The sequence below is a fragment of the Mesorhizobium sp. NZP2234 genome, from assembly GCF_013170765.1.
Classification (GTDB): domain Bacteria; phylum Pseudomonadota; class Alphaproteobacteria; order Rhizobiales; family Rhizobiaceae; genus Mesorhizobium; species Mesorhizobium loti_D.
Genome location: NZ_CP033364.1, coordinates 3,448,504 through 3,472,482 on the forward strand (window position 1 = coordinate 3,448,504; position 23,979 = coordinate 3,472,482).

22 protein-coding genes are annotated in these 23,979 nt (G+C 63.9%); 18 read left to right on the forward strand and 4 right to left on the reverse strand.

The window, feature by feature from the left end:
- Window positions 1–210: 210 nt before the first annotated feature.
- The 6 genes from EB230_RS16925 (at window position 211) to EB230_RS16950 (ending at window position 7,676) form a co-directional block, all read left to right on the forward strand.
- Window positions 211–1,476 carry an efflux RND transporter periplasmic adaptor subunit gene (locus EB230_RS16925; RefSeq protein WP_172375099.1) on the forward strand — a complete coding sequence of 422 codons (1,266 nt, stop codon included), beginning with the start codon at window positions 211–213 and terminating at the stop codon, window positions 1,474–1,476.
- Window positions 1,473–4,634, forward strand: a complete 3,162-nt coding sequence (locus EB230_RS16930) for an efflux RND transporter permease subunit (protein WP_056573023.1) — start codon at window positions 1,473–1,475, stop codon at window positions 4,632–4,634. The genes EB230_RS16925 and EB230_RS16930 overlap by 4 nt, the downstream gene beginning before the upstream one ends.
- A 76-nt stretch (window positions 4,635–4,710) precedes the next feature.
- Window positions 4,711–5,316: a nitrile hydratase subunit alpha gene (gene nthA, locus EB230_RS16935; protein ID WP_172373262.1), complete on the forward strand. Its 606-nt coding sequence runs from the start codon at window positions 4,711–4,713 to the stop codon at window positions 5,314–5,316.
- A complete protein-coding gene (gene nthB, locus EB230_RS16940; protein ID WP_172373264.1) occupies window positions 5,313–5,972 on the forward strand; it encodes a nitrile hydratase subunit beta in 660 nt (219 codons plus the stop codon). The genes nthA and nthB overlap by 4 nt, the downstream gene beginning before the upstream one ends.
- Window positions 5,959–6,324 (forward strand): nitrile hydratase accessory protein, encoded by a 366-nt coding sequence (locus EB230_RS16945; RefSeq protein ID WP_172373266.1) that lies wholly within the window; start codon window positions 5,959–5,961, stop codon window positions 6,322–6,324. Before nthB ends, EB230_RS16945 begins: the two co-directional genes overlap by 14 nt.
- A gap of 224 nt (window positions 6,325–6,548) precedes the next feature.
- A complete protein-coding gene (locus tag EB230_RS16950; protein WP_140775885.1) occupies window positions 6,549–7,676 on the forward strand; it encodes an ATP-dependent RecD-like DNA helicase in 1,128 nt (375 codons plus the stop codon).
- Here EB230_RS16950 and EB230_RS16955 read toward each other — a convergent pair whose 3' ends face one another.
- A complete protein-coding gene (locus EB230_RS16955; protein WP_172373268.1) occupies window positions 7,677–8,096 on the reverse strand; it encodes an STAS/SEC14 domain-containing protein in 420 nt (139 codons plus the stop codon).
- 158 nt (window positions 8,097–8,254) lie between these two features.
- Between EB230_RS16955 and EB230_RS16960 the strand changes: the two genes are divergently transcribed.
- From EB230_RS16960 to EB230_RS16970, 3 genes are all read left to right on the forward strand, one after another.
- On the forward strand, window positions 8,255–8,995 hold the full coding sequence (locus EB230_RS16960) for a pyridoxine 5'-phosphate synthase (protein ID WP_056573004.1): 741 nt from the start codon (window positions 8,255–8,257) through the stop codon (window positions 8,993–8,995).
- A gap of 103 nt (window positions 8,996–9,098) precedes the next feature.
- Window positions 9,099–11,018, forward strand: a complete 1,920-nt coding sequence (locus tag EB230_RS16965) for a potassium transporter Kup (RefSeq protein ID WP_056573000.1) — start codon at window positions 9,099–9,101, stop codon at window positions 11,016–11,018.
- A 40-nt stretch (window positions 11,019–11,058) separates the two neighbouring features.
- On the forward strand, window positions 11,059–12,093 hold the full coding sequence (locus tag EB230_RS16970) for an aldehyde reductase (RefSeq protein ID WP_172373270.1): 1,035 nt from the start codon (window positions 11,059–11,061) through the stop codon (window positions 12,091–12,093).
- A gap of 34 nt (window positions 12,094–12,127) precedes the next feature.
- On the opposite strand, the gene EB230_RS16975 is transcribed toward EB230_RS16970, so the two are convergent.
- Window positions 12,128–13,018 (reverse strand): SDR family oxidoreductase, encoded by an 891-nt coding sequence (locus EB230_RS16975; protein WP_056572994.1) that lies wholly within the window; start codon window positions 13,016–13,018, stop codon window positions 12,128–12,130.
- A 134-nt stretch (window positions 13,019–13,152) separates the two neighbouring features.
- Between EB230_RS16975 and EB230_RS16980 the strand changes: the two genes are divergently transcribed.
- From EB230_RS16980 to EB230_RS16990, 3 genes are all read left to right on the forward strand, one after another.
- The gene (locus EB230_RS16980; protein WP_056572991.1) at window positions 13,153–13,563 is read left to right on the forward strand and encodes a helix-turn-helix domain-containing protein; all 411 of its coding nucleotides are present in this window, start codon (window positions 13,153–13,155) and stop codon (window positions 13,561–13,563) included.
- Window positions 13,564–13,615: 52 nt separating this feature from the next.
- The gene (locus tag EB230_RS16985; RefSeq protein WP_172373272.1) at window positions 13,616–14,902 is read left to right on the forward strand and encodes an NAD(P)/FAD-dependent oxidoreductase; all 1,287 of its coding nucleotides are present in this window, start codon (window positions 13,616–13,618) and stop codon (window positions 14,900–14,902) included.
- 64 nt (window positions 14,903–14,966) lie between these two features.
- Window positions 14,967–17,747, forward strand: coding sequence for a CHAT domain-containing tetratricopeptide repeat protein (locus tag EB230_RS16990; protein ID WP_065005574.1), 2,781 nt, complete (start codon window positions 14,967–14,969; stop codon window positions 17,745–17,747).
- A gap of 33 nt (window positions 17,748–17,780) precedes the next feature.
- On the opposite strand, the gene EB230_RS16995 is transcribed toward EB230_RS16990, so the two are convergent.
- Entirely contained in the window at window positions 17,781–18,512 is a 732-nt protein-coding gene (locus EB230_RS16995; RefSeq protein ID WP_172373274.1) for a glutathione S-transferase family protein, read from the reverse strand.
- A 99-nt stretch (window positions 18,513–18,611) separates the two neighbouring features.
- Between EB230_RS16995 and EB230_RS17000 the strand changes: the two genes are divergently transcribed.
- The 3 genes from EB230_RS17000 to ilvC all read left to right on the forward strand — a co-directional run bounded on the left by EB230_RS17000 (window position 18,612) and on the right by ilvC (window position 20,920).
- On the forward strand, window positions 18,612–19,070 hold the full coding sequence (locus EB230_RS17000; RefSeq protein WP_056572978.1) for a MarR family winged helix-turn-helix transcriptional regulator: 459 nt from the start codon (window positions 18,612–18,614) through the stop codon (window positions 19,068–19,070).
- A 152-nt stretch (window positions 19,071–19,222) separates the two neighbouring features.
- A complete protein-coding gene (locus EB230_RS17005; protein ID WP_172373276.1) occupies window positions 19,223–19,882 on the forward strand; it encodes a TetR/AcrR family transcriptional regulator in 660 nt (219 codons plus the stop codon).
- 18 nt (window positions 19,883–19,900) lie between these two features.
- The gene (ilvC, locus tag EB230_RS17010) at window positions 19,901–20,920 is read left to right on the forward strand and encodes a ketol-acid reductoisomerase (protein ID WP_010910140.1); all 1,020 of its coding nucleotides are present in this window, start codon (window positions 19,901–19,903) and stop codon (window positions 20,918–20,920) included.
- Between the two features lie 169 nt (window positions 20,921–21,089).
- Here the strand turns inward: ilvC and EB230_RS17015 are convergent, their stop codons facing one another.
- Window positions 21,090–21,653: a BA14K family protein gene (locus EB230_RS17015; protein WP_056572971.1), complete on the reverse strand. Its 564-nt coding sequence runs from the start codon at window positions 21,651–21,653 to the stop codon at window positions 21,090–21,092.
- Between the two features lie 188 nt (window positions 21,654–21,841).
- On the opposite strand from EB230_RS17015, the gene EB230_RS17020 reads away from it, so the two are divergent.
- From EB230_RS17020 to EB230_RS33050, 3 genes are read left to right on the forward strand one after another with little or no spacing between them, the layout of a single operon-like run.
- On the forward strand, window positions 21,842–22,954 hold the full coding sequence (locus EB230_RS17020) for an endonuclease/exonuclease/phosphatase family protein (protein ID WP_056572968.1): 1,113 nt from the start codon (window positions 21,842–21,844) through the stop codon (window positions 22,952–22,954).
- 24 nt (window positions 22,955–22,978) lie between these two features.
- Window positions 22,979–23,692: a hypothetical protein gene (locus EB230_RS17025; protein WP_172373278.1), complete on the forward strand. Its 714-nt coding sequence runs from the start codon at window positions 22,979–22,981 to the stop codon at window positions 23,690–23,692.
- A 13-nt stretch (window positions 23,693–23,705) separates the two neighbouring features.
- Entirely contained in the window at window positions 23,706–23,870 is a 165-nt protein-coding gene (locus EB230_RS33050) for a hypothetical protein (RefSeq protein ID WP_155772525.1), read from the forward strand.
- Window positions 23,871–23,979 lie beyond the last annotated feature (109 nt).

Consider the following 23,979-nt stretch of genomic DNA (forward strand, 5'->3'; position numbering starts at 1 on the left):
CGACGGTTCGACGAGCCTCGCCCCCCTGTGGCGGCGACCGGCTGCCCACCTATTGTGCAGTGCACATTAAATCTTCGTAATGCCGTGTTTTGGCCCTTTTCCGACAAATGCCTGTCCTATCTATTCGGCTAAATCGCGGCAATCAGCCGTGAACGAGCTATGATACGACCACCTGGCAACGGCGTGTCGGACGGAGAGGGTGCTTTGACGATACGTGGAAAAGTCATTCTTTCATTGCTTGCCGTCGCCTGTGCCGGCGGGGCCTGGCTCTATCTGTCTCCCGATACGCTGGGCAAGGTTGAGCAACTGGTCGGCGTAAAGCCGGTCGCCGTTGCGGGCAAATCGGCAACCGACGAGCCGGCGGCAGGGGACAAGCAGGCATCAGGCGGCGGTGGCGCCCGTTCGGCCTCGATCGTTTCGGCAACGGCAACGACGGCCGACTTCCCGATCCGTCGCTATGCCATCGGCTTCGTCTCCTCTCCGGCTGTGGTCAACATCAACGCGAGGGTCTCCAGCCAGATCGTGTCGATCGAGATCAAGGACGGGCAGATGGTGAAGGCGGGCGACACGCTGTTCTCGCTCGATGACCGCTCGCTGAAGGCGCAACTCGCCAAGGACCAAGCGGCACTTGCCAAGGACCAGGCGTTGCTCGCCAGCTCGAATTCCGATCTTCAGCGCGCCAAGGATCTTGTCGCCAAGCAGGCTGGTACCCAGCAGACCTATGATCAGGCCATTGCCGCGCAGAAGGGGGCGGCCGCGACCGTGGATGCCGACAAGGCGACGATCGATGCCGACAACGTCCAGCTTGGCTTTGCCACGATCACAGCCCCGATCTCGGGTCGGCTGGGCGCCGTCAACGTGTCGGTCGGCGATCTCGTCACGGTCAGCAATGGCAACAGCAGTACGGCAACACCGCTGGTGACGATCACCCAGATGGACCCGTTGCAGGTCAACTTCAATCTGCCGGAAAGCAACCTTGCGCTGTTGCACAAGGCGCTTGCCAATCCGCAGCAAGGCGCGGTGACGTTGACCAAGGACGGCGACCCGACGCCGATCGGCAAGGGCACGCTCGATTTCGTCGATTCCAGTGTCGACACCGCGTCGGGCACGATCGCGACGCGGGCGAGCATACCGAATGCCGATCTGTCGCTGTGGCCCGGCCAGTATGTCAATGTCGTCCTCGACGCCGGGATCATGCCGCAGATGACCTCCGTTCCGACCGTCGCGGTCCAGCCCAGCCAGAAGGGCCCGTTCGTCTATGTGGTCAAGCCGGACAGCACCGTCGAGATGCGGCCGGTGCAGGTGGCTCTGACCGAGGGCCAGAACAGCGCCATCAGCCAGGGGCTGAAAGCCGGCGAGAAAGTGGTCACGGAAGGCCAGACAAGGCTGAAGAATGGTGCCGCGGTGCATGAGGGCAACTCGACGGCCGCGCCCAAGGTGGCCGAGGCGACCAACGCCGGCGAGGCGGCCCGATGATCTCCGAATTCTGCATCCGCAGGCCCGTCGCCACCCTTCTGATGTCGTTCGCCCTCGTGCTGGGCGGGCTGTTTGCTTACAAGTTCCTGCCCGTGGCAGCACTGCCCAGCGCCGAATTTCCGGTGGTCAACGTCTCGGCTTCACTGCCGGGCGCGTCGCCGGAAACCATGGCGACATCGGTGGCGACGCCTCTGATCAAGCAGTTCGCCACCATCGCCGGCATCGATTCGATCTCGACCACGAATTCGCTCGGCCAGACTTCGATCGCCATCCAGTTCGTGCTTAACCGGGATATCGACGCAGCGGCGGCGGACGTGCAGGCGGCGATCGCGCGAACGCAGAAATCGCTGCCGCCGCAGATGACGGCGCCGCCGAGCTATCGCAAGGTCAATCCGGCCGACGCGCCGATCCTCTTGATGTCGCTGGTCAGCGACACGGTTCCATTGACCGAGCTCGACGCCTTCGCCGAGAACGTGATCTCGCCATCGCTGTCGACCATCGACGGTGTGGCGCAGGTCTCGATCTTCGGTCAGCAGAAATACGCGGTGCGCATCCAGATCGATCCGACAGCGCTTGCGGCGCGCGGCATCTCGATCGACCAGCTGCAGGCGGCGGTCGCGTCGGCCAACAGCAACACGCCGCTCGGCGTGCTGCAGAACAACAAGCAGCAGCTGACCATCACCGCCAACACACAGCTCACCGATGCCGCCGGCTTCTCCAACCTCATCATCGCCACCAAGAACGGCCACCCGGTGCGGCTGGGCGAGGTAACCCGTGTCGTCGATTCGGTGCAGACCACGACGACGGCGAGCTGGTACGATGGTACCCGCGCGATCATCATGGCCGTGCAGCGCCAGCCCGATGCCAACACCGTCGACGTCGTCGACAAGGTCAAGGCGATGTTGCCGTCCTTCCAGGACCAGATGCCGGCCGCCGCGCAGATCAAGCTGCTGAACGACCGTTCGACGTCGATCCGCCAGGCCGTCGACGACGTCCAGTTCACGCTGCTGTTGACCATCGCGCTGGTGGTCATGGTTATCTTCGTGTTCCTGCGTCGGGTGACGGCGACCATCATCCCGGCAGTGGCGGTGCCGATCTCGCTGATCGCCACGCTTGGCGCGATGTTCCTGTTCGGATTCTCCATCGACAACATATCGCTGATGGGCCTGACGCTTGCCGTGGGCCTCGTCGTCGACGATGCCATCGTGATGCTGGAAAACATCTTCCGGCACATGGAAGAGGATGGGTTGTCGGCCTTCGATGCCTCACTCAAGGGCGCGCGCGAAATCGGCTTCACCATCATCTCGATCTCGATCTCGCTGGTGGCGGTGTTCATCCCGGTGCTCCTGATGGGCGGCGTGATCGGACGCATCTTCAACGAGTTCGCCGTCGTGGTGACCGTCGCCATCCTGGCATCGATGTTCGTGTCGCTGACGCTGACGCCGATGCTGTGCTCGCGGCTGCTATCGGTCACGAAGGCCGATCGCGACAAGCATGGCGCTGGCCATAAGCGGGATATCGTCACGCGTGGCTACGACCGGGTTCTGACCTTCTGCCTGCGGCACACCTTCCTGGTGTTTCTCGTCTTCGTGGGCACGGCCGCGGCGTCGGTTTGGCTGATCCAGATCTCGCCCAAGGGCTTCTTCCCGCAAGAGGATATCGGCCAGATATCGGTGACGACCATCGCGCGCCAGGACATCTCGTTCGACGCCATGGCCAAGCTGCAGGGCCAGGTGGCCAGCGTCTTCTCGCATTCGCCCTATGTCGATCACGTGGCGTGGTCGGCGGGCAGCGGCAACAATGCGCTCAACCAGGGGCAGCTCTTCGTCCAGCTCAAGGGCAAGGACCAGCGTCCCAATATCGAGAAGGTGCTTTCGGATCTGCGCAAGCAACTGGCCGGCGTGGCGGGCATCGAGACCTACATGCAGCCGGTGCAAAATCTGAGGCTGGGGTCGCGTTCGTCGGCCAGCGCCTACCAGCTCGTGGTTCAGGGCCTCGATACCGGCCTGACCGATACGTGGGCGCAGAAGCTGAACGACGCCATGGCGGCCGACCACGCGACGTTCACCGACGTCACCAGCGACCTGCAAAACAATGCGCTGCAAGCATCGCTGGTGGTGGATCGCGACAAGGCCGCCCAGCTCGGCATCGACACCGACACGCTGCGCACCGCGCTCTATGGCGGGTTCGGCACCGACCAGGTTTCGACGATCTTCGGTTCGGCCGACAGCTACGAGGTCATCACCGAGCTCGATCCCAAGATCGAATGGTCGCCCGAGCGGATGCTTGCCATCCAGATGCGGACGGCGAGCGGCTCCCTGGTTCCGCTTGGCGCTTTCGCCCGGGTCGACCGCACGGCCGGCGCCCTGACCGTCAACCAGCTCGGCCAGCTTCCCGCCGTGACCATCTCCTACAATTTGCCGCAAGGCGTGGCGCTGGGTGACAGCGTGACCCGCATCAACGCGCTCAAAGAGCAGATCGGCATGCCGACGGAGATCTCGACCACCTTTGCCGGCACCGCCAAGACCTTCCAGGATTCACTGGCCAACCAGGGGCTTCTGGTCGGCGGCGCGATCCTGACCATCTATATCGTGCTGGGTATTCTCTACGAGAGCTTCATCCATCCGCTCACCATCCTCACCGGCCTGCCATCGGCTGTGCTCGGAGCGGTGGTTGCCCTGCGCTTCGCCGGCATGGATCTGTCCGTCATAGCGGTGATCGGCATCCTGATGCTGATCGGCATCGTCAAGAAGAACGGCATCATGATGGTCGACGTCGCGCTTGAATTGCGACGAGAGGGCATGTCGGCCAAGGAGTCCATTCACAAGGCCTGCCTGATGCGTTTCAGGCCGATCATGATGACGACGCTGGCGGCGCTGATGGGGACGTTCCCGATCGCGCTCGGCACCGGCGCCAGCGCCGAGCTGCGCCAGCCGCTGGGCGTTGCCGTTGTCGGCGGCCTGCTGGCTTCGCAGGCGCTGACCCTGTTCGTGACGCCGGTGATCTACGTCTACATGGAGAATTTCTCCGGCTGGCTGGTCGGGCTCATGCCGAAGCGCAAGGCTGAACTGAAGGTGGTCGACAATGGCGACCAGCCTTCATTGTTCGGCACCAATGACGACATCCGGGCGGAGCCGCAGAAGACAGCGGCCGAATAGCTGCCTGATGGCCTGGATAAAGCTTGCCCAAGCCGTGGCGCTTGCCGCCGGCGGATCGGAACCGTAGTTTGTGGCCATGTCCCATGATCATGACCACGACAATGAGCTCGACCCGTTCGCGGCGCGCGTGCGTGCGCTGGAAACCATCCTGACCCGCAAGGGGCTGATCGATCCGGCCGCGATCGACGTCATCGTCGATACCTACGAGACCAAGATCGGCCCGCGCAACGGCGCGAGGGTCGTGGCCAAGGCGTGGAACGATCCCGCCTATGCCGACTGGCTGAAGCGCGACGCGACGGCGGCGATTGAATCGCTGAGCTATACCGGCCGCCAGGGCGAGCACATGCAGGCGGTGTTCAACACTGGCGACACCCACAACCTCGTCGTCTGCACGCTGTGCTCGTGCTATCCATGGTCGGTACTTGGCCTGCCGCCGGTCTGGTACAAGGCTCCGCCCTATCGGTCGCGCGCGGTGATCGATCCGCGCGGCGTGCTGGAGGAATTCGGCCTGACGTTGCCGGCCGCAACCAAGATACGCGTCTGGGATTCAACGGCGGAACTGCGCTATCTCGTGGTGCCGATGCGGCCGGGCGGTACCGAGGGCTGGAGCGAGGAGCAATTGGCCGATCTGGTGAGCCGCGATGCAATGATCGGCACTGCCCTGGCGAAAGAGCCGGCATGAACGGGCCCCAGGATCTTGGCGGACAGATGGGGTTCGGGCCGGTCGCGCCCGAAAAGGACGAGCCCTGTTTCCACGCGGCCTGGGAGAGGCGGGCGCTCGGCGTCACGCTTTGCGCCGGCGCCATGGGAGCCTGGAATATCGATGAGAGCCGGCATGCGCGCGAATCGCTGCATCCGGCCGATTACTATTCCTCCAGCTACTATCAGATCTGGATAAAGGCGCTGGAGACCCTGCTCAAGCGCCATGGCTTCGTCAGCGAGCGCGATCTCGCTGCCGGCGAGGCGATCGATGCGGCGGCGATCCCGAAGCGGGTGCTGAAGGCCGAAAACGTGCCGGCGGTGCTGGCCAAGGGTGGTCCCTGCGACCGGCCCGTTGCCTCGCCGGCGCGGTTCAAGGCCGGCCAGCAGGTGCGGACGAAGAATTTCAACCCCACCGGTCACACACGGCTGCCGCGCTATGCGCGCGGCAAGCTGGGCAGGATCGAGGCGGTGCGCGACGGCTTCGTCTTTCCCGACACCAACGCGCACGGGCGAGGCGAGAACCCGCAATGGGTCTATACGGTGGTTTTCGACGGCACGGAGATCTGGGGCGAGGGCGCCGATCCGACGCTTGTCGTCTCGATCGACGCCTGGGAGAGCTATCTTGAGCCGGCCTGACGGGACCGCCGCCGATTTGCCCGTTGGCCTCGACGCGCCGGTTTTCGCCGAGCCTTGGCAGGCCGAGGCGTTCGCCATGACGGTGGCGCTGCACGACAAGGGCCTGTTTTCGTGGGGCGAATGGGCACAGGCGCTGTCGGCCGAGGTGAAGAAGCCGGGCGCCGCGACGGACGGACACGATTATTACGAGCATTGGCTGGCAGCGCTGGAGCGGCTGCTGGCGTCGAAGGGACTGGCCGCCACATCCGATGTCGACGCGATGGCCCGAGCCTGGGAGCGCGCCGCGCACGCCACGCCCCATGGCAGGCCGATCCTGCTCGAGAACGACCCGGAGTTCCAATCCGCGAGTTGAGCGGATGTCCAGGACCGCCCCAAATCCTCGTGCTCGCCTTCGCCGGCACAGCCTTGATTGCCCTCGGCTGACAGCAACGATGGCCGGGCGTCTGTCTTTTTGTTCTCTTTACGTTCTTGTGTGCGCCTGATAGCCTCAGCTGTCGGAGGCGCTCGGTGCGTCATTGACGGCAGTCGATTGGCGGCTGTCTTGTGTTTCGCTTGCGAATCCGGTCTGTCGCACTGATGGAATTCTCACCCCAACAGGACGAGGCGCTGCAGGCGGTTGCCCGCTGGCTGCAAGCCGGCAAGCCGCAGCTGTTCCGGCTGTTCGGCTATGCCGGCACCGGCAAGACGACGCTGGCACGCTATTTTGCCGAACATGTCGACGGCCAGGTGCAGTTCGCCGCCTTCACCGGCAAGGCGGCCCAGGTGCTGCGCTCCAAGGGGGCGGTCAATGCCCGTACCATCCATTCGTTGATCTACAGGCCCAAGGGTGAGGAATCGGTCGAGGACGAGGTCACCGGCAAGACCTCGATGTCGCCGACCTTCTCGCTCAACCGGCAGAGCCCGATCTCGCGCGCCAAGCTGGTGGTCATCGACGAATGCTCGATGGTCGACGAGCAGCTCGGCCGCGACCTCATGAGTTTCGGGACGCCGATCCTGGTACTGGGCGACCCCGGCCAGTTGCCACCGATTTCGGGCGGCGGCTTCTTCACCGATCACGAACCCGACTTCCTGCTCACCGAAATCCACCGGCAGGCGCGTGACAATCCGATCCTGCGCTTGGCGCTCGACGTGCGCGAAGGCCGCGAATTCATGCGCGGCGACTATGGCACGGCGCAGGTGATCGGCAAGGAAGACGTCAACCAGGAACTGGTGCTGAGGGCCGACCAGGTGCTGGTCGGCACCAACCGCACGCGTCGCCGCTACAACCAGCGCCTGCGCGAGCTCAAGGGCTTCAATGCCGACTATCCGCAGGCCGGCGACAAGCTCGTGTGCCTGCGCAACGATCCCGCCAAGGGGCTGCTCAATGGCTCGCTGTGGAAGGTGATGACTTCGTCGCGCGAGACGGTGAAGCCCGGTATCAACCTTCTGGTCTCGCCGGAGGAGGACGATCCGGACCGTGGCGTCGCCAAGATCAAGCTGCTCAAGGCGGCGTTCGAGGATCCCGACGCGGATATCCCCTGGCAGCAGAAGAAGCGCTTTGATGATTTCGACTATGGCTATGCGCTGACCGTGCACAAGGCGCAGGGCTCGCAGTGGAACGAGATCGTGCTGTTCGACGAGAGCTGGGCCTTCAAGGAAACCCGCCAGCGCTGGCTCTATACCGCTATCACCCGGGCCGCCGAGCGGCTGACCATCGTCAGGTAGCTACGACGAGGGCTTTTCCCGTACGCCGACTTGCCGGACACCGAGCCATTCCCAGGCCTCGTCTTCGTCCTCGGCCTTGAAATGCCTGAATTCGATGGGTGACGACGCGGGCAAGGCGTGCCGTGCGTCCGGCGTCCAGTCCGGTGCGCCGATCGCCGCGCAGCGGCCTATATGCTCCAGTGCATGGAGGGCGCCCAGTTTGAGGGTCTCTTCGGAGATGTCGGCCCAGTCGACGCCGTCATGATCGACCATGCGCACAGCCACGTCGATTCGCTGATGGAGCGCGTAGGCCGCTTCCAGCAGGCCAAACAGGTTTTCCGCATCGGCCGCCGAGACATGCCCGACCACATCGATTGCGAACAGGTCGTCGCGACCGGTGTCGATGCGACGGATCGCCGGCACGGATTGCAGGAAATTCACGGCGAGGCCTCCTTTGGAAGAGAGTTGGTCTTCTGGAACACTGGAAAGCCCTATCTGTTCCCGCCAAAGACGCTATAGATGCCCGGTCTCAAGCGCGCCCAGGCTGAACGGATGGCCGCGGCGCGCCGCTAACCCGCCTGTTTCACGGACACCAGCCCATGCCCGCAAAGCTTTCCGTCAACCTCAACGCCATCGCCATGCTGCGCAACCGGCGCGACTTGCCGTGGCCCAGCGTGATCGGCATCGGCCGGCTCGCCCTTGCCGCCGGAGCGCATGGGCTGACCGTCCATCCGCGTCCCGACGAGCGTCACACGCGGCATTCCGACCTGCCGGAGATCCGGGCGCTGATCGACGACGAGTTCCCGCAGGCTGAATTCAACATCGAGGGCTATCCGAGCGAGGATTTCCTGGCGCTTGTGGAAAAGCATCAGCCCGAACAGGTGACGCTGGTTCCCGATGAGCCGGCACAGGCAACCTCCGACCATGGCTGGAACTTCGCCGCCGACGCGGCGTTCCTGACACCAATCGTCAGGCGCCTGAAGAAGGGTGGTTTCAGGGTGTCGCTGTTCTCCGATGCCGATCCCGCCGGCATTGCGGCCGCGCGCGATACCGGTGCCGACCGGATCGAGCTCTATACCGGTCCCTATGGCAGCTGCCATTCCGATTCCGCAAAGGCGGCCAACGAGCTGGAAAGATTGGGGAAAACAGCCGATGCGGCATCCGCCGCCGGTCTCCAGGTCAATGCCGGGCACGATCTGACGGTGGGCAATCTGCCCGCTCTGGCGAGGCGCATTCCGGCATTGGCCGAAGTGTCAATCGGACATGGGTTGACAGCCGACGCGTTGGAGTATGGCATGGCCGGCACGGTGGGTCGGTTTCTCAGGGCTTGTGGGTGGTAATGATGGCAGCCTCGCGCACCAGGCATGGCAGCCATAACGTGACGGTACTTGATATTGCATCGCAGCAAGCGTAGAGCACCGCGCGCTTATCGGAGTGTCGTCCATGGCCCTTGCCAATACTGGTAGTGAGGCAGAACCCGTCGAACAATCGAGCCATCCGGAAATCGAGCAGCACAGCACCAAGGTGCTGATGCTGGGCGCGCTCGGCGTTGTCTATGGCGATATCGGCACCAGCCCGATCTACGCCTTTCGCGAGGCCCTGGTGGCGTCTTCGGGCGGTCAGGTCGCGGAGCGTGGCGATATATTGGGCGTGCTGTCGCTTATCATCTGGTCGCTGACGATCATCGTCACCATAAAATACATCATGTTCGTGCTGCGCGCCGACAATCGCGGCGAGGGCGGCGTGCTGTCGCTGATGGCGCTGGCGCGCGGCAGTTTCCCGAAGCGCTCGGCGGTGATCCTTGGCGTCGGCATCGTCGGCGCCTCGCTGTTCTTCGGCGACGCCGTCATCACGCCGGCGATTTCGGTGCTGTCGGCGGTCGAGGGCATGAACGTCGTTACCCCCACCTTCCAGCCCTATGTCGTGCCGCTGACGCTGGTGATTCTTGCCATGGTGTTCGCGGTGCAACGGTTTGGCACGGGCGGTGTGGGACTGGTCTTCGGTCCGGTGACCGCAGTCTGGTTCCTGGCTATCGGCCTGTCCGGGCTCAAGCACATCATCGCCGATCCGGAGATCCTGTGGGCGATCAGCCCGCACTATATCGTCGCCTTCCTGATTCATTCGCCAGATGTCGCCTTCGTCACCATCGGTGCCATCTTCCTCGCCGTCACCGGCGCCGAGGCTCTCTATGCCGATCTCGGCCATTTCGGCCGCAAGCCGATCGTGCTGGCCTGGCTGTCGATCGTGTTCCCTTGCCTGCTGCTCAACTATGCCGGGCAGGGCGCCTTTGTGCTGGCCAAGAACGGGGTGGTCGGCCATCCGTTCTTCGAGATGAACGAAGGCTGGATGCTTATCCCGATGGTGGTGCTGGCGACCGCCGCGACGGTCATCGCCAGCCAGGCGGTGATTTCGGGTGCCTTCTCGCTGACCAGGCAGGCGGTGCAGCTCAACATGCTGCCGCGGCTCGAAATCCTGCATACGTCGGAAAAACAGTCCGGCCAGATCTACATGCCGCGCGTCAACCTCTTGCTGGCGCTGGTGGTGATGCTGCTGGTGGTCGGGTTCGGCGAGTCCAGCAAGCTCGCCTCCGCTTATGGCATCTCGGTGACCGGCAACATGCTGGTGACGACAGTACTGCTCTATGTCGTCATGACGCGTATCTGGAAATGGCGGCTGAGGGTGGCAATCCCGCTGACCGCACTGTTTGCCTTAATCGACATCGGCTTCTTCGCTTCCAACATCGTCAAGGTGTTCGAGGGCGGCTGGGCCTCGCTGGCGGTGGCCTTCACCATTGTCACAGCCATGTGGACCTGGGTGCGCGGCAGCCGCTACCTGTTCGACAAGACCCGCCGTAACGAGATCCCGCTCGATTTCCTCGCCGGCAATCTGTTGAAGAAGAAGCCGCAGCTGGTGTCCGGCACCGCGGTGTTCCTGACCAGCGATCCGCTCAGCGCGCCGACAGCGCTCATGCACAGCCTGAAGCACTACAAGGTGCTGCATGAGCAGAACGTCATCCTTTCGGTGGTGACGGCGCCGCAGCCGGTGGTGCCCGATAGCGACCGGGTCAAGATGGAGACGGTCAACGAACTGTTCATGCGGGTGACACTGACGTTCGGCTACATGGAACAGCCCAATATTCCGCGCGCGCTGGCGATCTGCCGCAAGCAGGGCTGGAAGTTCGACATCATGACGACATCCTTCTTCCTGTCGCGCCGGTCGCTCAAGGCCTCGCCCAATTCCGGCATGCCGGTGTGGCAGGACCGGCTGTTCATCGGTCTGGCGCGCACGGCCGCCGACGCCACCGAATATTTCCAGATCCCGACCGGACGCGTGGTGGAAATCGGTACGCAGGTGGCGATCTGACGACCTTGATCGCCTCGACCTAAGCTGGTGGAGGGCGGGCATGAGCGGCGAATTGGTGCTTGTCACCGGCGGATCGGGTTTCCTCGGCGCCCATTGCATCCTTGAACTCCTGAAGGGCGGCTACCGCGTACGCACGACGGTGCGCAGCTCCAAGCGGAAAGCCGATGTGCTGGCCATGCTCAAGGCCGGCGGCATCGAGCCGGGCGACAGGCTGTCCTTCGCCATCGCCGACCTCACGGGTGACGCAGGCTGGGGGGAGGCCGTCGCCGATTGCGATTACGTGCTCCATGTCGCCTCGCCATTTCCGGCCAGCGTGCCCAAGCATGAGGACGATCTGATCATCCCGGCTCGCGAGGGTGCGCTGCGGGTGCTGCGGGCTGCGCGGGACGCTGGCGTCAAACGCGTCGTGCTGACCTCGTCCTTCGCGGCCATCGGCTATGGCAAGATGCCGCCCGGACCGTTCACCGAGGAGAACTGGACCGATCCGACGGGCAAGGTCAGCGCCTATGTGAAGTCCAAGACGCTTGCCGAGCGCGCGGCCTGGGATTTCATCGCTGCCGAGGGCGGCAGGCTGGAGTTGGCGGTCGTCAACCCGGTCGGCATCTTCGGACCGGTTCTCGGCGCCGACCATTCGACCTCCACCGAATTTGTCCAGCGGATGATGAACGGCGCCATGCCGGGGTTGCCGCGTCTGTCCTTCGGCGTGGTCGACGCACGCGACGTGGCGGACCTGCATGTGCGTGCCATGACCAATCCAGCCGCCAAGGGCGAGCGCTTCCTCGCGGTATCAGGCGACTTCATGACCGTGCGGGAAATCGCGCAGACCGTGAAGGCGCGGCTCGGCGACGCGGCGTCGCGCGTCTCGACGAGGCAGCTTCCCGATTGGCTGGTGCGGATCGTCGGATTGTTCAACGCCGAAGCCGCGCAACTGGTGACGGAACTGGGCAAGGTCAAGAATGCCACCAACGCCAAGGCGGTGCGTGTGCTCGGCTGGGCGCCGCGCTCGCGCGAAGACGCGCTGGCCGCCACCGGTGAGAGCCTGGTCCGGCTCGGCCTGCTCAAGACATCGAAGTAGCGCGGCGGGAGGGTGACCTCCCACCGCTCTGGTTTCAACCAGCCAGCGCGGCTTTGTTGGCTTCCAGGAACTGCTTCAGCGATACCGACTTTCGACCGGAAAGCGTCTCGACCGAATCCGTCACCATGCCAAGGCCGCCGGCGCGCGTGGCGGCGTCGAATGACACCAGAAGCTTGGCGATCGGCTCGGGAAGCCCTGCGGCCTTCATGCCCTCCGTCAGTGCTTCATCGGAGAGCTGGACGACCTGGATCGGCTTGCCGGTAGCTTCGGTGACAAGCGCGGCGACTTCGGCTGTCGTATAGGCCTTGGGGCCGGTCAGCGTGTAGGTCTTGCTGTCAACGGTTTGCGAGGCCAGCCCCGCGGCTATGGCCGCGGCGAGATCGTCGCGCGCTCCATAGGAAATGGCGCCGTCGCCCGCGGACGTATACCATTGGCCCGATGCGAGGATCTGCGGCACCGCCATGAAGAGGTTCTCGTCGTACCAGCCATTGCGGAAGATCGTGTAGGGGATGCCGCTCGCCTTGATCGCCTGCTCGGTATCGTAGTGGTCAGGCGCGAAGAGGACCGGCGAGCCCGGCTCAGTGTTGGGCAAGGAGGTGTAGAGCAGATGCTTGACACCGGCTTTTCCGGCAGCGGCGACCGCCGCCAGTTGCTGCTCGCGACGCTTTCCCTGGATCGCCAACTCGTTGGTCGAGATGATGAGCGCCCGGTCGGCGCCTTCGAAGGTCTTTGGCAGCGATGCCGTGTCATCGAAGTCCGCCTGGCGGACGGTGACCCCGCGCGCTGCAAGATCCGCAAGGTTGGCGGGCGTGCGCGTGGTGGCGATGATCCGGGCCGCCGGTACCTTGAATGTGTCCAGCAGGTGGTTGATGACGCTGCGGCCGAGCTGGCCGGAAGCGCCGGTGACGAGAAGGGTTGCGGTCATGGAGGATCCTGACATTGCGCCGAAAGGCGGTTCGGTTGCTGGTCTCAAAAAGAGACCAGCACTAAAATAGGAATTGACCCGGTGCCGTAAAGAAGGCAGTTTTTGGGGAGGTAGGCACAGGCAGGGAACCAGCCGTGGACAGCAAGATCATCAATCTGAAATCCAAACTCGACATCTACAAAGCCATGACCGGCGGCGGCAATCTCGCCGATTGCCCGGTCCGAGACGTCATCCAGGGGCTTAACGGCAAGTGGAGTTCGCTGTTGATGGCGGCGCTGGCCGAGCAGCCTTATCGCTTCGGCGAGTTGCGGCGGCTGGTTCCCGACATCTCGCAGCGCATGCTGACCCAGACGCTCTACGATCTGCAGCGCGACGGCTATGTGCATCGCGAAGTGTTCCCGACCAAGCCGCCGAGCGTCGAATATAGCCTCACCGATCTCGGGCGCTCGATGTTCGATGCATTGCAGCATTTGTTGCAGTGGGCCGAATTCAACCATGATGCGGTGCGCGCGGCACGGGCCGGCTTCGACGCAACACAGGCTTGAACAGCCGGACAGGGCCGGCGCCGCGACTTGATTTCGCACAGCGGCTGAAGGATTGTCCCGGCCAGTTCGGCTTGGGGGCATCAGCATTTCCTACGACATCGCAATTGCAGGCGCCGGCCCGGCGGGGCTGGCCATGGCGCTTTATCTCAAGCGGGCAGGGCACAGGGTCACCATCTTCGAGCGCTTCGAGAAGCCGAAGCCGGTCGGCTCCGGGCTGATCCTGCAGCCGACCGGCTTGACGGTTCTGGCCGATCTCGGCCTGCTCGACGATATCACGGCGCTTGGCGCTCGGATCGACCGGCTGCATGGCGCCGATGCCTCGACCGGCCGCACCGTGCTCGACGTTCGCTATGATGCCCACCGCGGCCGCCGTTTTGGGCTGGCGGTGCACCGGGCGGCCCTGTTCGGTACGCTTTTTCGCGCCGCCCGGCGCGAGGCGATCGTCATCGAGACCAGCGTCGAGATCGAGACCATGGAGGCCGGCGAACGGGCGACGCTGATCTGTGGCAATGGACGACGGGCAGGGCCGTTCGATCTAATCGTCGACGCCAGCGGCTCACGCTCGAAACTGCGACAGAGCGTGGCCAATGCAGGTGCGCCACGGCCGCTCAGCTATGGCGCGTTCTGGGCATCGCTCGGCTGGCGCGGCGAAGGGTTTGACGAGCACGCGCTCTTGCAGCGCTACGACAAGGCCAGCGTGATGATCGGCGTGCTGCCGATCGGCCGGCCGGAGCCCGGCGCCGAAAAAATGGCGGCCTTCTTCTGGAGCCTGAAGCCTGATGATGCCGACGCGGTGCGCGCTGCCGGCCTCGACGCCTGGAAGGAGAGGGTGGTGCGGCTGTGGCCGCAAAGCGAGGCGTTCACCCGCCAGATCGACAGTTTCGACCAATTGTCGCTGGCCCGCTACGGCCACCACACGATGAAGCTTCCGGTCGGCCGAAGATTGGCCGTCATCGGCGATGCCGCGCATTCGACCAGCCCGCAGCTTGGGCAAGGAGCCAACATGGCGCTGCTCGACGCGGCGGCGCTCAGCCATGCGCTGGCACGCACGCGGAGCGTCGAGGCAGCACTTGAGGCCTATGCCAAGGCGCGGCGCTGGCACGTGCGTGTGTTCCAGGCGCTGTCGCTGGCGTTCACGCCGTTCTACCAATCGGATTCCGTGGCGCTGCCCTTCATCCGCGACAGGCTGGTGGCGACCATCGCAAAGATCCCGCCGGCGCCGCGGCTTCTGGCTTCGATGGTCGCCGGCACGGTGATCGATCCGTTCAGGCGGGCAGGGCTGAGGGAAGCGCGATGGGATTTCGGACAAAATCCAGGTCATGGTACGACTGCATCATAGAGTTTTCGCCAAGCCGATCCGCGTGAACACAGTGATGTCCATAGCCCGAGGTCCGAGAGGCCTGATGCGCGTTGCGGCTTCGATGCTGGCGATGTTGATCGTCGCGCTGTCTATGCCGAAGGCATACGCCCAGACGACAAGCCAGCCGGGCCAACAGCACCCATCGGACGGCCAGGCCGCGCTGGCCGCCCGCATCGACGCTGCCTACAGACTGATGATGGACGCGGGACGCTTCGACGAAGGCTATGCGCAATTGCGGGCAGCGCTGCTCGCCACCGCCAGAAGCGACCTCTACGAATTCACCGTGGAGAGTTACTCGAACGCGGGCGCGACTTTCCTCAACAACCAGATCCTCGACGAAGCCGAGGAGATTTTTGCCGAGGGGCTGAAGACGAGGGCCATGCGGCAGGATGTCGCCAAGCGCGCCGACTTTTATCTCAACTACGCAATGCTGAAGCAGGCGGAGAAGGATTATCAGGGCTTCGTGTCAATGTGCGCGACAGCCACCAACTTGTACGCCCACTATCACGGCAAGGAGTCGCAGGAACTCCTGTATGCCAACGACGTGTTGGCGACCGGGGTCGCGGCGTTCGGTCAGATCGCTTCAGCCATCAACATCGAGCAGCGCAATCTGAAGTTGGCCGAGCAGGTAACCGGTACCGATGATCGTTTCATCTGGAAACTGCAGAACAATCTGGCCGACATGCTGCGCCAGATGGGAGCTCCGACACGCGCCTTGCACTATGATCTGGCCGTTCTGGAGAAGCGGATCGGCTACTACGGCCCGGACCACTTCAACGTTCTGGTCAGCGCCAACAACACCGCGCAGGACTATCTGGACCTTGGCAAATACGACGAGGCCTTGCGCCACTTCCAGCAGAACCGGGACATTGCCGTCGTTCTCAAGCAGGAAGGCAATCTGGTCGAACAGGCCGATGCTTGGGTGCTCTATACCAGGGTGCTCTCTGGTGTCCAGCCGCTCGATCAGCCAACGCTGGCACAGTTGCGGCAACTGACCACCGACCCGAACTATCCCGAGATACTGGCAATCAAGATCGCCAACCTGCTGGCCGCGCATTTCACTGCCGTGGGCGACACCGAAAGCAGCATGGCCCAACTCGAACGGGCCTATAGCGTCGCCGGATCGACTTACGGGGTGGTGCATCCGCTGACATTTGCCGCGCGCCAGGCGATGGCCAATCTCAAGGCAAGGAGGAATCCTGCCGCCGCGGCCGCCGATTTCGCTGCTCTCGACGATGACATGCTGCGTTGGAATTGGTTCCAGGTGAGCACATCAGGCAATCCCGTCGTTGCCGAGGCCAGCCGCGCCCTGGCCGACGACATGCTCTACGACTATGCGCGCCTCGCAAAGGACAATGCGTCGGTGGTGCCGGCGTTTGCTGAAGCCGTGCGCCGCTGGCCGACGCTTGAAAATAAAAAACGCGACCTGTTGCGCAGGCTATACCGCCTGATCGATCCGAACGATCTGGAGACACGGCACTTGATCGAGGCCGGGATCCGGCTGTCCCTGGCCTATCAGGAGGCGGCTTCCAGTGGTGACAGTTCCGATGATCCGGGTGCGGTGCAGCCCGACCAGGTTGAGGCGGCGTACCAGAAGGCCATCGCCAAAGCCATGGCCAAGTACAGTTTCAGCCAGGGCCTGGTGGACAAGCCGCTACCTTCTGCCGGCACCCTGCTGAAGCCAAACCAGGCGCTGATCGATTACTTCATCACCCGCAAGTGGCGGGCGGATCGGGAGAGCGCCGAACCGCTGGAAGACGAGCGCCTCTATGCGATCGTCACACGCAAGGACCAGCAGCCGCGCCTCTACGATCTCGGCGATCCGCGCAGGCTCATCCCGGCCGCTCGCGAAACACGCATGGCAAACCTGAGGTCGACGCGTTCCGCGCAGGAGCGCGGTGCCGTGACGTTGGTCGACCTGAACGCCACATTCACCGGGCTTTATGCCGGTCTGATCGGACCGCTGGAGCCGTCGCTCGGTGGCGCCGACACGCTCTTCGTGGTGCCGGACGGCAAACTGTTTTCGGTGCCGTTCCCCCTGCTGCAGGACGGCAAGGGCGCGACGCTTGATGACCGCTTCGCCGTGCGCATGCTGACGCGGCCGGAATCGCTGCTGAACGCCGGCGTCGGCCAGAGTCTTCCCAGGACCGGCAGAGCCCTGCTGGCCGGCGGGTTGGACTATGCGCGAGGTCCCGAAAAGGGGGCGGAGCCGTTGCCGGGCACCCGCAAGGAGGTGGATGCGATCGCCTCGATCCTGCGCGCCGATGACTATTCGGTCCATATGCTGACCGGAACGGCGGCCAGGGAGCGGACGCTGCGCGAGGCTATGGAGCAGGCGACGGTCGCGCATCTGGCCACCCACGGCGCTTATCGTGACGAGAAAGAGGGCGGGGTGGGCGGCGTGAACGCCCTTTGGCAGAGCCAGGTCGTGCTGTCGCAAGCCGGAGACCGGCAGTCGATGAAACGTGACGATGATGACGGCCGGCTCTATGGCATGGAGCTGATGAGCTGGGATCTGTCGGGGCTCGACCTGCTTGTCCTGTCCGCTTGTGAGACGGCGCGAGGCCAGGAGACATTCGTCGGTGGCTTGCGTGGCCTGCCGACGGCAATCAACATTGCCGGCGCCAAGCGCTCGTTGCTGACGCTGTGGCCGGTGGACGACGCCGGTACCGCCGCCTTCATGGTCGGGTTCTACCGTTATCTTGCCGACGGACAGACCTATCCGGAAGCACTTCGCCAGACCCGCCGCGATGCCCGCGCAGGCAAGATACCGGGCGCCCAGGATCCGAGGGTCTGGGCCGCCTTTGTCATGTTCGAGAACTGAGGCCGCCCAAGGCGAGTGATTGCTCGCGGGCGCTCACGCGGATCGCGCCAACGCAAATGATCCGGCTGCATCGCTTCGGCGGATGAGGCTCGACAGGAAAGATCCCTTCGCTTGCAGGAAGGCATGCAGGCGTTGCGGATAGTCCGGCGCCACGGCGTTCCTGATCGACGGTCGATCATTCAAGGCTTTCCGCCAGGCCTGGACGCGCGGCTTGCCGTCCAGGATGCCGAAATCGCCGATCCGGTCGAAAGCGTCGAGATATCTGAAAATCGGCCCGTACACCGCATCGACGAGCGAGAACCGGTTGCCGGCGAACCACGGGCCGCTCCGGTCGGCGTTGTCAGCGAGTTCGGCTTCGAGGCGCTCAAACATGGCGGATAGCGCACCGGATTCGGCAAGGAAGCCGGCTTCGGCCGGGGCTGAATAGAAGCGACCGATGGCGTTGAGGATGGCCGAGCCGTATTCGATCCAGGCACGGTGCCGGGCACGAGCGTAGGGATCGGCCGGGTGGAGCGCGCCGGCCTGCGTTTCCTCCAGGAATTCGAGGATGACCGCGGATTCGAAGACCACAGTCTCCTTGCCATCTTGCTGAACGCGCAGCAGCGGCACCTTGCCGAGCGGCGAGATCGCCTTGAACCACACAGGCTTGTCGGCGAGGTCGATGTCGACGCGTTCGAACGGCACGCCTTTCTCGGCCAGCGAGATCGCGGCGCGCTGGACATAGGGGCACAGAGGATGGCTGACGAGAACGAGTTTGTCGGACATGATTTGCCTTTCGATAGTCAATGCAATTGCATCTATGTAGATGCAATTGCATTGATCGTCAAGCTTGATGCATTTGCATCTATCGCCTAAAGGTAGGCCATGACCGAGAAAGCCACGCCTTCGCCGGAGGCCATCAAGGCCTGGGCTCGCCTGATGCGTGTTTCGCGCCAATTGGTGGAGCGTGCCGAAGACGCCCTGAAAGAGGGCGGCCTGCCGCCGCTTGCCTGGTACGATGTGCTGCATGAGCTGGCCGAGGCGGGCGAGGGGGGCTTGCGGCCATTTCAATTGATCGAGCGCACCCTGTTTGCACAGTACAACATTTCGCGGCTACTGGCGCGGCTTGAGGCCGACGGCCAGGTCGAGAAGCTGCCGGTGGCGGACGATGGCCGCGGCCAGACCATCCGCATCACAGCCAAGGGGCGCGAGACGCGCCGCCGGATGTGGGCCGTTTACGGGCGGTCGATCGCCGAACTAGTTGGCGCCAGGCTCTCACCGGACGAGCTGAAAACGGTGTCGGCCCTGCTTGGCCGGCTGCGTCATCCGCCTGCCGGCGATTGAGCATGGGCGCCGCGCGCGTTTCGCGGATACTAGCGGATATTTTCGTCATATCCCCTTGCGCCGAGCATCGGATTGCGCAATATGCCGAACCGTAACGTACGGTACGGCTTCCGGGTGACCCCAAGGCCTCTACCTGTGAACAGGAACAAAGCGTGTTGCTGGCAAACGCCGACATCGACAACAGCCAGGCGCTGACGGAGCGGCAGAAGGCCGTTCTGGATGCGGCGTTGCGGCTGCTGGTCGAGGAGGGCGATCATCTGACCATGACCGCCGTGGCGCGGCGGGCCAGTTGCTCCAAGGAAACGCTGTACAAGTGGTTTGGCGACCGTGACGGGCTGCTGACGGCGACCGTGCAGTGGCAGGCCTCCAAGGTGCGCGTGGCTTCCGTCGACGGCAAGGGGCTCGACCTTGCCTCGCTGACAGCAAGCCTCGAGCGCTTCGCCTCCGACTGGCTCAAGGTGATCTCCAGCGACACCTCGATCGCGCTCAACCGGGTGGCGGTCGGTCATGCCGGGTCGGGCAAGGACAATCTCGGCGCTGTTGTGCTGGAAAACGGCCGTTTCGCGCTGGCGAAGCGGCTGAAGCCGGTGCTCGAGGCGGGGCGCCAGGCCGGGCTTTTGGAATTCACGGATGCCGAGACGGCGTTCCGTACCTTTTTCGGGCTGGTCGCCCGCGACGTGCAGATCCGTCTGCTGCTAGGCGACCGGCTGGAATTGACTGAGGCGGCGATCGGCGGCGATGCCGCGCGGGCGACGCAGCAGTTTCTCGCTCTTCATGGAGCAAAAACCGGCCGCAAGGCCTCTGATTCATAAAACGGGAAGGAAGACAAAATGCGTGTCTATTACGATCGTGATGCCGATCTCAACCTGATCAAGGGCAAGAAGGTCGCCATCATCGGCTATGGCAGCCAGGGCCGGGCGCATGCGCTCAACCTCAAGGATTCCGGCGCCAAGGAAATCGCCATCGGCCTCAAGGCCGGTTCGGCGACCGCCAAGAAGGTGGAGGCCGACGGGCTCAAAGTGATGAGCGTCGCGGACGCCGCCAAATGGGCCGACCTGATGATGATGGCGACGCCCGACGAGCTGCAGGCCGACATCTACAAGAACGAGATCGCGCCGAACATCCGCGACGGTGCGGCGATCGCCTTCGCGCACGGCCTCAACGTGCATTTCGGCCTGATCGAGCCTAAGTCGACCGTCGACGTCGTCATGATCGCGCCGAAGGGCCCGGGCCACACGGTGCGCGGCGAATACCAGAAGGGCGGCGGCGTGCCGTGCCTGGTCGCCGTCAACCAGGACGCTTCGGGCAATGCGCTCGACCTGGCGCTCTCCTACGCCTGCGGCGTCGGTGGCGGCCGTTCGGGCATCATCGAGACCAATTTCCGCGAGGAATGCGAGACCGACCTGTTCGGCGAGCAGGTCGTGCTGTGCGGCGGCCTGGTCGAACTGATCCGCGCCGGCTTCGAGACGCTGGTGGAAGCCGGCTACGCGCCTGAAATGGCCTATTTCGAGTGCCTGCACGAAGTGAAGCTGATCGTCGACCTGATCTATGAAGGCGGCATCGCCAACATGAACTACTCGATCTCGAACACCGCCGAATGGGGCGAGTATGTCTCGGGCCCGCGCATCATCACCGCCGAGACCAAGGCCGAGATGAAGCGCGTGCTGAAGGACATCCAGACCGGCAAGTTCACGTCGGAATGGATGCAGGAATACCGTGCCGGCCTGTCGCGCTTCAAGGGTATCCGCCGCATGAATGACAGCCACCAGATCGAGGAAGTCGGCGCCAAGCTGCGCGCGATGATGCCGTGGATTTCCAAGAACAAGCTGGTCGACAAGGCCAAGAACTGAGCCGATCCACGTTTCTTGCCTTTGCGCGTCCTCGGGCTTCGCCTGCGGGCGCGCGGGGATCTCGAAGAACAAGCTGGTCGACAAGGCCAAGACCTGAGCGAAATCCACGCTCGACAATAGAAACGGCACCGTGAGGCGCCGTTTTTCATTTCCGGATCGTCCAGCCAACTTACCTATAGGGCGACCAGCACTGCTGGCGGGGACCGTTATAGGGCTGGAACGTGTTGTCCCAGGCGCGATACGACCGGTAGCGGTTGTAGCACCATTGCACATGGGCGTTGGAAAGCCGTCCGGCGCGATAATAGCGGCGCGGCGGCGGCGCATAGTAATCGTAGTTGTTGTAGTTGTTGTACATGCTGCCAAGGCCGAGCCCCAGGCCCAGGCCAAGGACCGCGGCGGCGCCGTCGTCATAGTAGCCGCCGTGGTAGTGGCGACGGCCATGGCGCCAGCGCCAGTTGTCGCCGCCGTTCCAGTTGCCGCCCCCATTCCAGTGCCGGTTTCCGTTCCAATGGCCCGACCGGCGCCAGCGCCAGTCATCGTTGAAGCCACGGTTATTGTTGTTGCCGCCGGCCCAGCTGTCACGAACCGGCGTGACCGTCGGCGCCGCGGTGCTCGTGGGAAGCGACAGGTCCGGCTGCAGGATCGGTCCGGCGGCGGACGGCGCCGTGATGCCGGAGACGATGCCAAGGGCTATCAGCCCGGACTTGATGGTGGAAGAAAAGAGCGAGTTCATTGCACTCTCCAAGAGATACAGCCCCACGCCTACCCTGGGAATGGGTCCAATGTGGATGTTAGCGTCTGAACGGCGGATGAACGGAAAGGTTCCGTCAACCATGGCGCGAATGCCGTCAGGACCAACCGATCCCTGCTTGTGGTCCTGCGATCTTGTTTTCTGGCGCTCTTGCAGGCAAAGGTCAGGGCATGTCGCTGCGCCTTGCCACCTTCAATGTCGAGAACCTGATGAACAGGTTCGATTTTTCCGGCTACCGCAACCAGCTCAACGAGGATCGGACGCTGGCGCTGTTCGATATCCAGAGCGAGGCCGAGTACAAGATGCTGGAACAGGCCCGCGCCATCGCGCAGTCCGACGACACGCGCCAGCTCTCGGCGTTGGCGATTGCCGCCACCCGGGCCGACATCATCTGCATGCAGGAGGTCGACAACATCGAGGCGCTGAAGGCCTTCGAATATGGCTACCTGTTCAAGATGGTGGGGCAGGGCTACCGGCAGAAATACACCACATCAGGCAATGATTCGCGCGGCATCGACGTCGCCGTGATGATGCGCAACGAGACCGCGCAGGGACAGCCGATCGAATTCGTGCGCATGACCAGCCATGCCTATGTCACCTACGAGCAGTTCGGGCTGCATACGCCGGAACTGGCGGCCCTCGGCAGCCAGGCCAATGAACGCATTTTCCGGCGCGACTGCCTGGAAGTCGACATCACCGTGGGCGGCCTGCCGCTGACGCTTTATCTCGTGCATTTCAAGTCGATGGGTCCGGCGCGCAACGGGCTTGACGGACGCGAGGCGACGATGCCGGTGCGCATGGCCGAGGCGCTGGCCGTGCGCCGGATCATCGAGGAGCGCTTCGGTGGCGACCATGCCGCCGACAAGCGCTGGGCGATCTGCGGCGACATGAACGATTACCGGCAGCGCGTGAAGATCGCCGGCGACGATGTCGACGGCTACCGTTTCGAGGTGGTCGACGAGAACCAGTCCTGCATCGACGTGCTGACGGCTGGCGGCTTCTGCGAAAATGTCGTCGAGCGGCGGCCGGAAATGAACCGCTGGACCTTCTATCACACACGCGGGCCTGAAGAGCGGCATCTTTGCCAGCTCGACTACATCCTGCTCTCCAGGGGACTGGCGGCGAAGAATGCCACCGCCGTTCCCGACATCATCCGCAACGGCCAGCCCTGGCGCACGATCTTTCCGGCGGGCCAGGAGGTCGAGCGCTTCCCGCGTGCCGGCTGGGACCGGCCGAAAGCGTCCGACCATTGCCCGGTGGCGATCACGCTGGACATGGCTTGATAAAGGGACTGGGGCTTGATTGGCATGAGTTTCGACCTGCCGCGCAATGTCATCCTGGCTGTCGATGCCGTCGACGTCCGGCTCGACCCCGGCCCGCATCCTTTCGCCAGGGATAATGCGGCGGCGATCGCCGAGAACTGGCAGCGCGAGATGGCAGCCAATCCCGCGCTGTTCGACGGCACGGTGGTGCTGCTGTCGCAACTTGCCTGGCGCGACAACCGCCTCGTCGGCCGCTGCCATGCGGTCAACTACTCCACCTTCATGCTCTGGCGGAAGCGGCCGGAGAATTCCGGCGCCGAGCACGCCTATGCCCATGCCGTGCTGGTGGCGGGCGACAATGCGCTGGTGGCGATCCGCATGGGGCCGCGGACGGTCAATGCCGGCCGTGTCTATTTCGCCGCCGGCTCGTTCGAGCCTGTCGATTTCCACGACGGGATGGTCGATGTCGATTTCAACATGATCCGCGAGGTGCGCGAAGAGACCGGTATCGACCTGACGGATGCCAGACGCGGCGTGCGCTGGCACGCCCTGTCGACAGCAAGCGGCACGGTGATCTTCCGCCGCTATCATGTCGATGACCTGGCCGATGAGGTCGCGCGCCGGATCTCGGCCTTCGTTGCCGCCGAAACCGATCCGGAGATCGAAGGACCGGTGATCATCCGCCACGCCGCCGACCTGCCGGAGGGGCTGTCGCCGCACATGAAGCCGCTGATCGAGTGGCATTTCGCCAACAGCTAGATTTGTCTCCGTCTTGATTCCGATCTCGCTGCTGGCGATACGCCAGACCTTCTCGTCGGGATATGTTCCCGTGTTGACCTGGGGTGGCCTGCGCGGCGGCGTTTCGGTGGCGCTGGCGCTGTCCTTGCCGGACAGCGCGGCCAAACCCGTGCTGCTGCCGCGACCTACGCGGTGGTGATCTTCTCGATCATCGTGCAGGGACTGACGATGAAATGGGTGATCGGCAGGACGACGGACCCGGCCAACGTGTAGCTTGCCCGGTTTTTCACAGGCCTTGTCGGCGCGGC

Coding starts and splice junctions, on each gene's coding strand:
- EB230_RS16930 (WP_056573023.1), top strand. CDS start 1,473: ATGATCTCCGAATTCTGCATCCGCAGGCCCGTCGCCACCCTTCTGATG.
- nthA (WP_172373262.1), top strand. CDS start 4,711: ATGTCCCATGATCATGACCACGACAATGAGCTCGACCCGTTCGCGGCG.
- EB230_RS16990 (WP_065005574.1), top strand. CDS start 14,967: ATGCGCGTTGCGGCTTCGATGCTGGCGATGTTGATCGTCGCGCTGTCT.
- EB230_RS17025 (WP_172373278.1), top strand. CDS start 22,979: ATGAGTTTCGACCTGCCGCGCAATGTCATCCTGGCTGTCGATGCCGTC.
- EB230_RS17015 (WP_056572971.1), bottom strand. CDS start 21,653: ATGAACTCGCTCTTTTCTTCCACCATCAAGTCCGGGCTGATAGCCCTT.
- EB230_RS16950 (WP_140775885.1), top strand. CDS start 6,549: ATGGAATTCTCACCCCAACAGGACGAGGCGCTGCAGGCGGTTGCCCGC.
- EB230_RS16965 (WP_056573000.1), top strand. CDS start 9,099: ATGGCCCTTGCCAATACTGGTAGTGAGGCAGAACCCGTCGAACAATCG.
- EB230_RS16995 (WP_172373274.1), bottom strand. CDS start 18,512: ATGTCCGACAAACTCGTTCTCGTCAGCCATCCTCTGTGCCCCTATGTC.
- nthB (WP_172373264.1), top strand. CDS start 5,313: ATGAACGGGCCCCAGGATCTTGGCGGACAGATGGGGTTCGGGCCGGTC.
- EB230_RS17000 (WP_056572978.1), top strand. CDS start 18,612: ATGACCGAGAAAGCCACGCCTTCGCCGGAGGCCATCAAGGCCTGGGCT.
- EB230_RS16960 (WP_056573004.1), top strand. CDS start 8,255: ATGCCCGCAAAGCTTTCCGTCAACCTCAACGCCATCGCCATGCTGCGC.
- ilvC (WP_010910140.1), top strand. CDS start 19,901: ATGCGTGTCTATTACGATCGTGATGCCGATCTCAACCTGATCAAGGGC.
- EB230_RS16975 (WP_056572994.1), bottom strand. CDS start 13,018: ATGACCGCAACCCTTCTCGTCACCGGCGCTTCCGGCCAGCTCGGCCGC.
- EB230_RS17020 (WP_056572968.1), top strand. CDS start 21,842: ATGTCGCTGCGCCTTGCCACCTTCAATGTCGAGAACCTGATGAACAGG.
- EB230_RS16970 (WP_172373270.1), top strand. CDS start 11,059: ATGAGCGGCGAATTGGTGCTTGTCACCGGCGGATCGGGTTTCCTCGGC.